General features: G+C 62.5%; 17 protein-coding genes. All 17 read left to right on the top strand.

From position 1 onward, the window contains the following. Positions 1-46: 46 nt before the first annotated feature. The 17 genes from ACZ5FP_RS08760 (at position 47) to ACZ5FP_RS08840 (ending at position 12,153) form a co-directional block, all read left to right on the top strand. Positions 47-607, top strand: coding sequence for a head-tail connector protein (locus tag ACZ5FP_RS08760; protein ID WP_464663064.1), 561 nt, complete (start codon positions 47-49; stop codon positions 605-607). Continuing rightward, entirely contained in the window at positions 607-942 is a 336-nt protein-coding gene (locus tag ACZ5FP_RS08765) for a phage head closure protein (protein WP_464663065.1), read from the top strand. Before ACZ5FP_RS08760 ends, ACZ5FP_RS08765 begins: the two co-directional genes overlap by 1 nt. Continuing rightward, on the top strand, positions 939-1,085 hold the full coding sequence (locus tag ACZ5FP_RS08770) for a hypothetical protein (protein ID WP_464663066.1): 147 nt from the start codon (positions 939-941) through the stop codon (positions 1,083-1,085). Before ACZ5FP_RS08765 ends, ACZ5FP_RS08770 begins: the two co-directional genes overlap by 4 nt. Further along, complete coding sequence (locus ACZ5FP_RS08775) at positions 1,082-1,492, top strand: DUF3168 domain-containing protein (protein ID WP_464663067.1); 411 nt, start codon at positions 1,082-1,084, stop codon at positions 1,490-1,492. The genes ACZ5FP_RS08770 and ACZ5FP_RS08775 overlap by 4 nt, the downstream gene beginning before the upstream one ends. A gap of 57 nt (positions 1,493-1,549) precedes the next feature. Next, positions 1,550-1,963 carry a phage major tail protein, TP901-1 family gene (locus tag ACZ5FP_RS08780; RefSeq protein WP_288195042.1) on the top strand — a complete coding sequence of 138 codons (414 nt, stop codon included), beginning with the start codon at positions 1,550-1,552 and terminating at the stop codon, positions 1,961-1,963. Next, complete coding sequence (locus ACZ5FP_RS08785; RefSeq protein ID WP_464663068.1) at positions 1,963-2,301, top strand: gene transfer agent family protein; 339 nt, start codon at positions 1,963-1,965, stop codon at positions 2,299-2,301. Before ACZ5FP_RS08780 ends, ACZ5FP_RS08785 begins: the two co-directional genes overlap by 1 nt. Further along, the gene (locus ACZ5FP_RS08790) at positions 2,298-2,525 is read left to right on the top strand and encodes a rcc01693 family protein (protein ID WP_464663069.1); all 228 of its coding nucleotides are present in this window, start codon (positions 2,298-2,300) and stop codon (positions 2,523-2,525) included. The genes ACZ5FP_RS08785 and ACZ5FP_RS08790 overlap by 4 nt, the downstream gene beginning before the upstream one ends. Further along, a complete protein-coding gene (locus ACZ5FP_RS08795; RefSeq protein WP_464663070.1) occupies positions 2,522-3,052 on the top strand; it encodes a phage tail tape measure protein in 531 nt (176 codons plus the stop codon). The genes ACZ5FP_RS08790 and ACZ5FP_RS08795 overlap by 4 nt, the downstream gene beginning before the upstream one ends. Positions 3,053-3,063: 11 nt before the next feature. Further along, complete coding sequence (locus ACZ5FP_RS08800) at positions 3,064-3,693, top strand: phage distal tail protein, Rcc01695 family (protein WP_464663071.1); 630 nt, start codon at positions 3,064-3,066, stop codon at positions 3,691-3,693. Next, the gene (locus ACZ5FP_RS08805) at positions 3,690-4,568 is read left to right on the top strand and encodes a DUF2163 domain-containing protein (RefSeq protein ID WP_464663072.1); all 879 of its coding nucleotides are present in this window, start codon (positions 3,690-3,692) and stop codon (positions 4,566-4,568) included. Before ACZ5FP_RS08800 ends, ACZ5FP_RS08805 begins: the two co-directional genes overlap by 4 nt. Continuing rightward, positions 4,565-4,996 carry an NlpC/P60 family protein gene (locus ACZ5FP_RS08810; protein ID WP_464663073.1) on the top strand — a complete coding sequence of 144 codons (432 nt, stop codon included), beginning with the start codon at positions 4,565-4,567 and terminating at the stop codon, positions 4,994-4,996. The genes ACZ5FP_RS08805 and ACZ5FP_RS08810 overlap by 4 nt, the downstream gene beginning before the upstream one ends. 12 nt (positions 4,997-5,008) lie before the next feature. Further along, positions 5,009-8,833, top strand: a complete 3,825-nt coding sequence (locus tag ACZ5FP_RS08815) for a baseplate multidomain protein megatron (protein WP_464663074.1) — start codon at positions 5,009-5,011, stop codon at positions 8,831-8,833. 28 nt (positions 8,834-8,861) lie between these two features. Then, the gene (locus tag ACZ5FP_RS08820; RefSeq protein WP_223611376.1) at positions 8,862-9,080 is read left to right on the top strand and encodes a hypothetical protein; all 219 of its coding nucleotides are present in this window, start codon (positions 8,862-8,864) and stop codon (positions 9,078-9,080) included. 99 nt (positions 9,081-9,179) lie between these two features. Then, complete coding sequence (locus tag ACZ5FP_RS08825; protein ID WP_374042749.1) at positions 9,180-9,479, top strand: hypothetical protein; 300 nt, start codon at positions 9,180-9,182, stop codon at positions 9,477-9,479. A 52-nt stretch (positions 9,480-9,531) separates the two neighbouring features. After that, positions 9,532-10,203 carry a response regulator transcription factor gene (locus tag ACZ5FP_RS08830; RefSeq protein WP_105736062.1) on the top strand — a complete coding sequence of 224 codons (672 nt, stop codon included), beginning with the start codon at positions 9,532-9,534 and terminating at the stop codon, positions 10,201-10,203. A gap of 79 nt (positions 10,204-10,282) precedes the next feature. After that, positions 10,283-11,626, top strand: a complete 1,344-nt coding sequence (locus ACZ5FP_RS08835; protein WP_223612369.1) for an ATP-binding protein — start codon at positions 10,283-10,285, stop codon at positions 11,624-11,626. A gap of 89 nt (positions 11,627-11,715) precedes the next feature. After that, positions 11,716-12,153, top strand: a complete 438-nt coding sequence (locus ACZ5FP_RS08840) for a hypothetical protein (RefSeq protein WP_288194122.1) — start codon at positions 11,716-11,718, stop codon at positions 12,151-12,153. Positions 12,154-12,160: the final 7 nt, after the last annotated feature.

The raw sequence follows: 12,160 nt of genomic DNA on the forward strand, positions 1-12,160 counted from the left end.
CGACACGCATGCAGCCGAACTCCTCTCAACCAATGCAGGAATGTCCATGACCATCACGGTAGTAAGGCCGCCGGCTGTGGAGCCGGTGGCTCTGGCGGATCTGCGCCAGTTCCTGCGGCTGAGCGGAACCGGCGAAGATGCACTGCTTTCCGGGCTGCTGAAGGCGGCACGCGAAACACTGGAGACCCTGACCGGACTGGTGCTGATCAAACAGCAGCTGCGGTTTTACATCGACCGCTGGCCAAATGACGGCCTGATAAGAATCGATCGCTATCCCGTGCAGTCCGTCGCTGCCGTCACGGCCTACGAGCCTGACGGGGTGCCGGTCGTTCTTCCGGCAGTGGCGATGCATCTGGAGGCCGCAACCCGTCCTGCACGGCTGCACCTGCAATTCCCAGCCCATGGGCTGAGCGGATTGGAGATCGATGTTATTGCCGGGTTCGGCGAAACCGGGGTGGATGTGCCGGATGCGCTCAAACACGCACTGATGACCCTGGTTGCCCACTGGTATGAGTTTCGCGGGACCTATGGCCCGGCCGACCATCCGGCCTCCCTGACGCCGGCATTCGAGCGTGTTGTCAATCTCTGGCGAAGGGTCTCGCTCTGATGCCGACCCTGTTCATTGATCCCGGCAAACTGGCGCATGAACTGCAGCTGGAACGGGCGGTTCTTGCCGATGATGCCGTGAACGGCAGCGTCGAACAATGGCAGGAAATAGCGACGGTCTGGGCGCATATCGAGCCGGCGGGCGCCGGTACGGTGTTTTATGGCGGGCAGAGCCTGGCCGAAATCACGCATCGCATCACGCTGCGGGGACGGGGCGATCTGAAAAGCGGCATGCGCCTGCGCAAGGGAGCCCGCATTTTCCGGCTGGTGACAATTCATGATCCCGATGAAACCGGGCGATATCTCGTCTGCCGAGCACGGGAGGAGGGGCAATGAAACTGAGCCTGCAAATAACGGTTGCGGACCTTATCCGGACACTGCGCTGGCGCGCGATTGAGCTGCGCGAAGAGGTGACGGATACGTCAAGGTCGGCCGGGCACGAACAGGAAGCGCCGGACAAACGAAAGCCCGTGCGATGACCAGCGCCGGGCTTCAACTGCAAAAGGCACTGTTGCAGGTACTCAAGACGGATCCGGGTCTCAATGAGTGGGTGAACCGGCGGGTTTTCGATCATGTGCCGCCGCAGGCCGAATTCCCGTACATCACCTTCGGGACGGCCAGCACCTATGACTGGAGCACGTCTACCGAACGCGGTGGCGAGCATTTGCTGACGCTGCATGTCTGGACACATCGGGCCAGCCGGAAAACGGTTTTCGCCATCATGGATCGGATCGAGCAGCTCCTGCCGTCAGGGTCATTGCTCCTGGAAGGGCACACACTCGTCGGCATCCGCCTGGAATACACGCAGACGGCACTGGCTGACAGCCGCAGCAGCTTCGCCGGTGTCATGCGGTACCGCGCGGTGACGGAAGAGTTTCAGCCGTAGACTTCGAACGAGCCAGGGCACCCGCCGGGTGCCCTTTTGCATGGAGGACTTCAAACAATGGGCGCCCAGAGAGGCAAGGATATCCTGCTCAAACTGCAGGATGCGGGCGGCAAGTTCGTCACCTGCGCGGGGCTGCGGTCCAACCGGATCGCCTTCAACACCGAAACCATCGATGTGACCGACGCCGATGCGGCGGGGCGGTGGCGCGAACTCCTGGGCGGCAGCGGCGTGCAGCGCGCATCGATCAGCGGTTCGGGTCTGTTCAAGGATGCGCAATCGGACGCGCTGATCCGGCGGGCATTTTTTGCAGGCGATATCCTGACATGGCAGATCATCCTGCCGGATTTCGGTTCGTTGCAGGGACCTTTCCAGATCACGGCGCTCGAATATGGCGGCAAGCACGATGCCGAGGTGACCTTCGACATCGCTCTGGAATCCGCCGGCCTGATCCGTTTCACCGAGGCGGCCTGATGGCAAACCGGCATCGCGGTGAAATCAGCGCCGTCCTGGACGGGCGCGAATGGACGCTGTGCCTGACACTGGGCGCACTGGCCGAATTGGAGGACGCCTTCATGGCGGCCGACATGGGTATGCTGTTGCAGCGCTTTTCCGGCGGTACGCTCTCCGCCCGTGATGCGGCAAAGATCATTGCGGCCGGGCTGAAGGGCGGCGGCAACAGCATAACGCCGGAGGAAGCCGCGCAGATGCGGGCCGAGGGCGGGGCAACGGGCTTTGCCCGCATCGTCAGTGAACTACTGGCGGCGACCTTTGGTGAATCAAAAACGAAGCAATCCGGCGCAAACCCTTGAATGCCGCAGCAGATTCCGGCCTCGTCTTTCCGTGGGCGGTCCTCATGGGCGCAGGCTTTGGCCTGCTGCGGCTTTCCACACATGACTTCTGGGCAATGACGCCACGGGAAATCTGCGCGGCTTTCGCCGAGCCGCCGGGACACGCAGCCGTCTCCCGGCCGCGGTTCGAACAATTGATGCAGGCGTTTCCCGATGCACCGGCTTTGGGCGAGGAACAGCCATGAACGAGAAAATGACGGTGGCGATCGACGCCGATACATCGGGTTTCGAGAAGGCATTGTCCGACCTGAAGGCGCAGTCCGAGCAATTCGGCCGTGTCCTGACCGGGTCGTTGAAAAGCGCTGTGATGAGCGGCAACGACCTCGGTGTCGTGCTGCGGCAGTTGGGGCGGGACATGGCTGGCATGGCGCTGACCACCGGTATGAAATCGCTCGAAGATTGGAGCGCGTCGATGTTTTCAAGCCTGCTGGGCGCGGCAAAACCGCATGCAAAGGGCGGCGTGGTTTCCGATCCGACGTATTTCAGTGCAGGCGGATCGCTCGGGCTGATGGGCGAGGCGGGTGCGGAGGCCATCATGCCTCTGGCCCGCGGAGCGGATGGCAGGCTGGGTATTGCTGCTCACGGAGGCGGTTCGCCGGTGCAGGTGGTCCTGCACGTGAATACGCCCGATGCAGCCTCCTTCCGCAAATCGGAAGCCCAATTGACCGGCATGCTGGCGCGCGCCGTGCGCCGCGGCACGCGCACCCTATAGGAAACAACGCGATGCAGCCTTTTCATGACGTCCGGTTTCCGCTCGGCGTATCCTTTGGCGCAACGGGCGGCCCGGAATGGAAGAATGAAATTGTGGCACTGACCTCGGGACACGAACAGCGCAATGCGCGCTGGGCGTCCTCGCGCCATCACTACGATGCAGGCACGGGCCTACGGTCGCTGGCCGATCTGGAAGAGGTCCTGAGCTTCTTCGAGGCGCGGTGCGGTTCGCTGCTTGCGTTCCGGTTCCGCGATCCGTTCGACCATCAGTCCTGCGCGGCGGGCAAGCCGATTGCCGCGACGGATCAGCTGTTGGGACAAGGTGACGGAAAGCAGGCGGCGTTCCAGCTGCAGAAACGCTATGGCGACTATCAGCGCACCATCTCCAAGCCGGTGCCGGGCTCCGTGCGCGTTGCGGTGGGCGGCATTGAAAAGCAGGAGCCGGCTGATTTTACGGTCGATGTGCTGACAGGCCAAATCGTGTTCAAGCCAGACCGCATACCACCCGCAGGAACATCTGTGACCGCCGGCTTTGCCTTTGACGTTCCCGTCCGCTTCGATACGGACCGGCTGACCATCAGCGTCAAATCGTTCAACGCGGGTGAAATCCCGACCATTCCGATCATTGAGGTGAAGGCATGAACCCCCTTTCTCCCGAGTTTGAATCACATCTTGCAGGTGATGTGACAACCCATTGCTTTTGCTGGATCATCCGTCGAAAGGATGGCGTCACCCTCGGCTTCACCGACCATGACCGGCTATTGAGCATCGAGGGCGTGCGCTGTGAACCGCAGACGGGTCTGACGGCCAGCGAGGCGACAAGTGCGCTGGGGCTGGCCGTTGATGGCGCGGAAGTCGAGGGTGCCCTGTCATCCCTCGGCATTACCGATAGCGGCGTGGAATCTGGTGCATTCGACGACGCCCTTGTCGAGACATTTATCGTCAATTGGGCGGCACCGCAGCAGCGGGCCCTTTTGCGGCGGGCAAGGATAGGCACCGTTACCCGCAGCGGCGGCCGGTTCGTGGCGGAACTGAAGAGCAGCGCTGTCGACCTGGACAAGGTGAAAGGACGGCGGATCACGCGGCTTTGCGATGCGGAGCTCGGCGATGCACGCTGCGGCTATCGCAGCGATGGCGAGAAGGGCAGCGTTTCCGGCGTGATATCCGACCGCGCCTTTCTGGCGAGCGGCCTGCACGCCGCCGCTGCGAACTGGTTCCGCAATGGCGTGCTCACCTGGACTTCCGGCGGCAAAGCCGGGCGCACCAGTGTGGTGACCGGGCAGGAGATGGCGGGGAACGACATCCGGCTGGATCTGCGCGATGCGCCGGTTCCGGACATGCAGGCAGGCGATACATTTTCGCTGCTGCCGGGTTGTGACAAGAGCTTTGGCACCTGCAAGACAAAGTTCAGCAATACGGCCAATTTTCGCGGATTTCCGCATCTGCCGGGCAATGACGCCGCCTATAATTATGCCGACGGATCGGGCAATTTCGACGGCGGCGTGCTGGTGCCATGACCATCGCAATCGACGTTGTCACCGAAGCGCGCCGCTGGATTGGTACGCCGTACCGCCATGGCGGCTCCACGCTCCACGTCGGCTGCGATTGCCTTGGGCTGGTGCGCGGCGTCTGGCGCACGCTTTACGGATGCGAACCGGAAGAGATTCCCGTCTATTCCGCCGACTGGGCGGAAGCAGGCGGCGGCGATCCGCTTGTCCTGGCAGCGAGGCGTCACATGGCAGAGAAGGCCGTGCAGGATGTGGACACGGGCGATCTCATCCTCTTCCGCTGGCGTGACGGCATGGCAGCCAAGCATCTCGGCATTGTGACGGGCGAGGAACGCTTCATTCACGCCTATGAGGGGCACAGGGTCATGGAATCGGCGCTCGTGCCGCAATGGCGAAAACGCATCGCGGCGGTCTTCGCCTTTCCCGGCCGCAGATAGGAACCGTCCGGCATGGCCACGCTTATTCTTCAAGGAGTCGGGGCCTATATCGGCAGTGCCGTGACTTCGCTGGGCGCCTATCTGATTGATCGGGCTTTCTCCGGCACAAAGCACATCGAGGGTCCCCGGCTGGCTGCCATGAAGCCGATGACTGCTGAGGAAGGGGCCGCCTTGCCGAAAGTCTACGGCTCCGTGCGGCTGACCGGCACCCTCATCTGGGCGACACGCTTCGATGAGGTGAAGTCGAGGCGCCGGAGCGGCGCCAAGGGCGGACCAAAGGTGACGGAGTATTCCTATGTCGGCAATTTTGCCATTGCCCTGGCGGAGGGCGAAATCAGCCTTGTCAGGCGGATCTGGGCCGACGGCAGGGAAGTGGACCAGAATGCATTGACCCTGCGCGTTCACAAGGGCGGTGCGTCACAATTGCCCGACCCGCTGATCGAGGCGAAACAGGGAACCGGCAACGCGCCCGCCTATCGCAACACCGCCTATGTGGTGTTCGAACGGTTTCCGCTTGAGATGTACGGCAACCGCATACCGCAATTCCAGTTCGAGGTGGTGCGCGCCATCGGTGCACTTGCCCACGATCTCAAGGCGGTCGCGCTCATTCCCGGCGCCACCGAATTCGGCCTATCGCCGACGCCGGTCACCTGCGAGCCCGCACCCGGCGAAACGCGCGGCCTGAACCGCAATTGCCTGCGCGGCGCAACCGACTGGCAGGCTTCGCTCGACGAATTGCAGGCGCTTTGTCCCAGCCTGGAAAACGTTGCCATTGTCGTGCCCTGGTTCGGCACGGATCTGCGCGCTGGCCATTGCCGCATCCGGCCGGGCGTGATGGACCGCGAGGGCTATGATGAAAGCGAGGTGTGGCGGGCCGGCGATGTCGCCCGCGACGAGGCCCATCTGATGTCGCGCAGCGGCGATTGTGCCGCCTATGGCGGTACGCCGTCGGATCGCAGCGTGGTCGAGGCGATCCGCGCAGCGAAGGCGCGGGGTCTGAAAGTGACGCTTTATCCGTTCCTGATGCTTGATATCGCCGCCGATAACACATTGCCCGATCCCCATGGCGGTATCAGGCAGGCGGCCTATCCGTGGCGCGGCCGCATCAGTTGTCACCCCGCGCCCTATCGGCCGGGCAGCAGCAACGGCACGGCTGCGGCAGCCGCCGAGGTCGCCGCTTTCTTGGGGGGCGCCGAGATCCGCTCGTTCGGAACCGATGACGGATCGGTGATCTACCATGGTCAGGACGATGACTGGGGGTATCGGCGTTTCATCCTGCATCTGGCTCATCTTGCCGTTTGCGCCGGCGGTGTGGATGCGTTTCTGCTCGGCTCGGAGCTATGCGGTCTGACGGGCATCAGGGGAGAGGGCGACAGTTTTCCCTTTGTCTCCGGCCTGTGCAGGCTGGCGGACGATGTCCGCACCGTGCTCGGCAGTGGCTGCATTTTGACCTACGGCGCGGACTGGACCGAATATTTCGGCCATCATCCGCAGGACGGATCGAACGACGCCTTTTTCCATCTTGATCCGCTCTGGGCGCATCCGGCCATCGGTGCGGTCGGGATCGACAATTACATGCCGCTCAGCGATTGGCGCGACGAGGACTACAGCGCCCCGAGCGCCAACGGTTTTTCCGGCCCCTATGATCTAGCGGCGCTGCAAAGCCAGATTGCCGCCGGCGAAGGTTTTGACTGGTATTATGCATCGGATGCGGATCGAACCGCGCGGCGGCGCACGCCGATCACCGACGGATCGGGCAAGCCTTGGGTCTACCGCTACAAGGACATCGAGGCCTGGTGGAAAAACCCGCATTACAATCGCAAGGGCGGCGTCGAGAGCGCCAATGCCACGGCGTGGCAGCCTATGGGTAAGCCGGTCTGGCTGACGGAACTGGGCTGCCCGGCGGTCGACAAGGGCCCCAATCAGCCCAATGTCTTTCCCGATGCCAAATCCTCCGAGGGGGCGTTTCCGCATTTTTCCGATCACGGCCGCAGCGACCTCGCACAGAACCGTTTTTTGCGTGCCCATCTGGACCATTGGCACAGTCATAGCGGCGCCATGCTGAATACGGGCCGCGTCTATGTCTGGGCCTGGGATACGAGGCCGTTTCCGGAGTTTCCCCTCAACCGCAAGCTCTGGTCCGACGGCGACAACTGGACCTCGGGGCATTGGCTGAACGGCAGGCTTTCCGGGGTTGCGCTCGACGAGCTGATTGGCGCTGTTCTCGCCGATTTCGGTGTTGCCGGGGTGGATGCGAGTGCGGCCGATGGCTTTGTCAGCGGTTTGATCGTCGAAGAGCCCGCACATGCCCGGTCGGTCCTTGAGCCGCTGCTGGAGGTGTTTGGCATCAACGCCTTCGAAGACGGTGCGACGCTGGTGTTTCAAAGCGCGGCGCGTATGCCCGCGCAAACCGCACTGATCGATGAATTCGTCGAGCCCGATGACAGGGGGCCAGTGCAGCGAAAGCTGCATGAAATCATGGAGCAGCCCGCCCGGGTCGAAATCGCCTATCGCGATCCGATGCTCGACTATCAGGTGGCGATGGCATCCGCTGGAAGGGCCGACGGCAAGGGGACGGAAAATCTCGCCGTTGCCGCCATGCTTGAGGCGGGTCAGGTCAAAGGCCTGGCGGAGGACTGGCTGCAGGCACACCGTGCCGCCCGGCGGACCGTATCATTCGAATTGCCGTGGAAGCATGCCGCCTTGAAGGTGGGCAGCCGTATCCGGCTGGATGGCTCCATGCCAGTCAAGGATTATCTCGTCACCTCCATTGAAGACGGCGCAACCCGCCGTGTCGAGGCAAAAGGCCTGCCCCGGCATGTACTGCATGCGGACAGGGCGGGATTGCCCGCTTCCGCGGCGACGGCAACGGTGGCGGTGTTCGGCCGCCCGCGGTTTCATTTGTGCGATCTGCCGATGTGGCCGGGTGCTGAAAATCCGCTCGATCAATTGCGGGTTGCCGCCTTTGCCAGGCCGTGGGCGGGTGCATCCGTTCATGCCTCGCCGGAAGACACCGGTTTTGAGGCGCGGGCCGCGCTGCCGGAGCGGGCGGTGATGGGCAGGCTGGCCAAAGCGCTGCCGGGCGGTGTCAGCGGGCGCCTGCTCGGCAATGCCGGTCTGGAGGTCGATCTTGACTTTGGCGAGCTGCGTTCCACCACGCTGCCGCAGCTCTTCAACGGGGCGAATTCGGCCCTTCTGGCATCCCCGGACGGTCAATGGGAAATCCTGCAATTCCTGCATGCCGAGGAGGTTGCTGCCGACCGGTGGCGTTTGTCCGGCCTGCTGCGCGGGCAATGCGGAACCGAGCGGGAGGCGCTGCAGCCACGGGAAAAGGGTACGCCGTTCATCCTTCTGGACGGTGCGGTGATGCCGGCGGGATTGAAAGCCCGGGAAACGGGCTTGGCCTTGCACTGGCGCATTGGTGCGGCGGGCCAGGATTTTTCCGACCGCTATTTCAGCACCGTCACAACGACCGGAGGCATCCGGGCGCTCGAGCCGCTCGAACCCGTCCACCTCAGCGGCAGGGCAGATGAGCAGGGCAATCTGCATATTGCCTGGATACGGCGCGGGCGCATCGATGCGGACAGCTGGCTGGCTGCGGAAATTCCGCTGGGTGAGGAGCGCGAGGCCTATCGGATCGAAATACGGAGCAGCGGCAAATTGATCCGGTCGACCGAGGTTGTGCGGCCGGAATGGCTTTATCCGGCGGCGCTGCGCCTGGCGGATTTCGGCAGTCTTGCAAGCGCAGTCGATTTCAGCGTCGCCATGATTTCCAGCGCTGCCGGTGCGGGAAGATTCGCCCGTGCCGTTTTTGATACGCAGACAAAAGCCCTTTAAAATCAAACTGTTTCAAAAGGAATTGATTATGACCAATGAAAAACAATGGTACCTGTCAAAGACCATCTGGGCAGCAATCGCAACGATCGTCCTGTCCTGTTCAAGCTTCTTCAATGTGTCGCTGGATCATGACCTCGAGGCCCGGCTTGCCGATACCATCATGCAGTTTCTGACGGCGCTCAGCGGCATCGCCGCGCTTTTTGGCCGGCTGAGTGCAACGGCGCTCATTTCACGTAAAGAAATATAGTGTTAAAAGACGTGACCTGTGGCAAACCTGTTATCAAAGGCTCACGCCACGTCCAACTGTTCATGCATCGTTCAGACTGCGATTGATAATAATAGCGCCATGATGAAACACACACTTTTCTCCTTGCCCCTAGCGGCCCTGATTTCAGCATCCGGCGTGCTTCATGCCGGGGCTGTTCCGATTGCACCCGATGCATCGCAGAACGGTGCGTTGCTTCAGCTGGCTGCAGCCGACTGCTCGCAGGTCGGTCAGCAGGTGGCCCAGTCCCAGGGAGGCACCCTGGCGCGCGCCACCTCGCAGACGCAGAACGGCCGCGAGGTTTGCGTGGTCGTGGTGCTCATTCCCGGCAAGGACGGTGAACGTCCGCGCCGCGTCGAGGTTGCGGTTCCAGCGAACTGAGCCGGATGCCGTTTGATCTGTTGTTCAGCCTGTCCGGCGGGGAAAGTTGTGCATGAGAATACTCATCGTTGAAGATGACCGTGATCTGAACCGCCAGCTGGTCGAGGCAACGACCGAAGCCGGCTATGTGGTGGATCACGCTTTCGACGGCGAAGAAGGGCATTTTCTCGGCGATACGGAACCCTACGACGCGGTGATCCTCGATATCGGCCTGCCGCAGATGGACGGACTGACGGTGCTGGAGAAGTGGCGGCGCGACGGGCGCATCATGCCCGTGCTGCTGCTGACGGCACGCGACCGCTGGAGCGACAAGGTGGCCGGTATCGATGCCGGGGCCGATGATTACGTCGCCAAGCCGTTCCACATCGAGGAAGTGCTGGCGCGCCTGCGCGCGCTGATTCGCCGGGCAGCGGGTCATGCCTCGTCGGAAATCACCTGCGGTCCGCTGCGCCTTGACACCAAGACGTCGAAGGCGGCAGTCAACGGCACAACGTTGAAGCTGACCTCGCACGAATTCCGCCTGTTGTCCTATCTCATGCACCACATGGACGAGGTCGTTTCGCGCACCGAGCTGGTGGAGCACCTCTACGATCAGGATTTCGACCGCGATTCGAACACGATTGAAGTGTTTGTCGGGCGGCTGCGCAAGAAAATGGGTATCGATCTGATCGAAACCATCCGCGGCATGGGCTATCGCATCAAATCCCAGGACAACAAGGCCTGACGGGCAGGGGCAGGGCACACGCGTGATCATACGGCTGACCCGCTATCTCCCCAATGTCCGGTCACTCTCCCTGCGCGTCATTCTCTTCTCGACGCTGTGGACCATCGTATCCTTCGTTGCCATCGCGACCATCATTTCGGCGCTCTATGGCGAAGCGCGCCAGCACAGCTTCCAGCAGCTGCTTTCGGCGCATCTGTTCAGCGTCATCGCCTCCGTCAGCGTGAATGACGGCACGCTGGTCGGGCGGCCGGACCCCGGCGAAGTGCGCTATTCCAGCCCGTTTTCCGGCTGGTACTGGTCCGTCGATCCGGTCGCGGACAATCTCAAGGGTTCGCTGCGGTCGATCTCGCTCGGCGGAAAGAGCATCGATTCCCCGTCAACCCTGATGGTTCCCTTCGATACCTCGTTCCAGCGTTCCTATACGGAGCCGGGCCTGAAGGGCGAACAGCTCTCCATCGTCGAGACGGAAGTGGTGCTGGATGCGGAAAACCGCGTCGCCCGGTTTCGTGTGATGGGCAATCTGAGCGAGCTGGAAGGCGAAATCGCCGATTTCCGCAACACGCTCTATTTCTACCTCGGCGTTTTCGGCATTGCCGGAACGCTGATCAATGCGGCGGTCATCCTGTTCGGCTTGCGCCCGCTTGACCGCGTGCGCCGTTCGCTCGCCGATATCCGCGAGGGCAAGGTTTCGCGGCTAGACGAGGATCTGCCCATCGAGATTGCGCCGCTGGCGCGTGAAATGAATGCGCTGATCGAAAACAACCGCCGCATCATGGAGCGCTCGCGCACGCAGGTGGGCAATCTCGCCCATTCCCTGAAAACGCCCCTGTCGGTTCTGGCCAATGAAAGCCGGACGATCGGCGGCGTAAAGGGCAAGATCGTCGCCGAACAAAGCGCGGCCATGCAGGTGCAGATCCAGCACTATCTGCAGCGGGCCCGCGTGGCGGCGCAGCGCGACAGCGTGGTCTTTCGCGCGTCCGTCACCCCGATCCTGACGCGTCTCGTGCGTGTCACCGCCAAGCTCAATCCGGGCATGGATATGCGCTTCGACAACAGGATGCCCGATGCCGTGTTTGCGGGCGAGCAGGAAGACCTTGAGGAAATCGTCGGCAACCTTCTGGAAAATGCCGGGAAATGGGGACGCAGCGCCATCCGGCTTACAGTGTCGGCCGCCAATCGGGAAACCATGGACAATGCATTCGATATCAGCGTCGAGGATGACGGTCCGGGTCTCGCGCCCGGCCAGATCAAGGATGCACTGACGCGCGGAAAACGCCTGGATGAGAGCAAGCCGGGAACCGGCCTCGGGCTGTCCATCGTCCATGACACCGTGCGCGAATATGGCGGAACGCTGCGCCTGGAACGCAGCGAGGACCTCGGCGGTTTGCGCGCGCGGATCACGCTTCCGGTGGCCGGCGACTGAATGGCGCTTGCAACGGGATGCCCAATCGGGTCATAAATGGTTGCCTAGCTATTGCCTTTGTTGCGAGGCCCCGTAAAAACGGACCCATGATGAAATCCCAGATTGCTCTTTCTCTTATTGCCGTTCTTCTTCTCTCCGCGTGCTCGACCACGTCGGGCGCCAAGGGTGGAGGCACCTTTGCCCGCCTGACCGGCAAATCGTCCCAGCCGGCAACCTCGGGCGTGCTTGCGCCGCTCGGCAATGGCCTGCTTGGCAGCCGCCTGGCGGCTTCGCTCGATCCGGCTGACCGCAAGAGCGCGCTTCAGGCCGAGTATCAGGCTTTGGAATATTCGCCTGCCGGCAAGGCTGTCGACTGGAAGAACAGTTCGGGCAGCCGCAGCGGCGAAGTGGTGGCGGCGCAACCATACCAGGTCGGCTCGCAGAACTGCCGCCAGTATACCCACACCATCCGCATCGACGGAACGCCGCAGACGTCACGCGGGACGGCCTGCCGCAACGAAGACGGCAGCTGGACGCCGCTGATCTGACGCTTCC

The organism is Phyllobacterium sp. T2-21 (assembly GCF_055378485.1).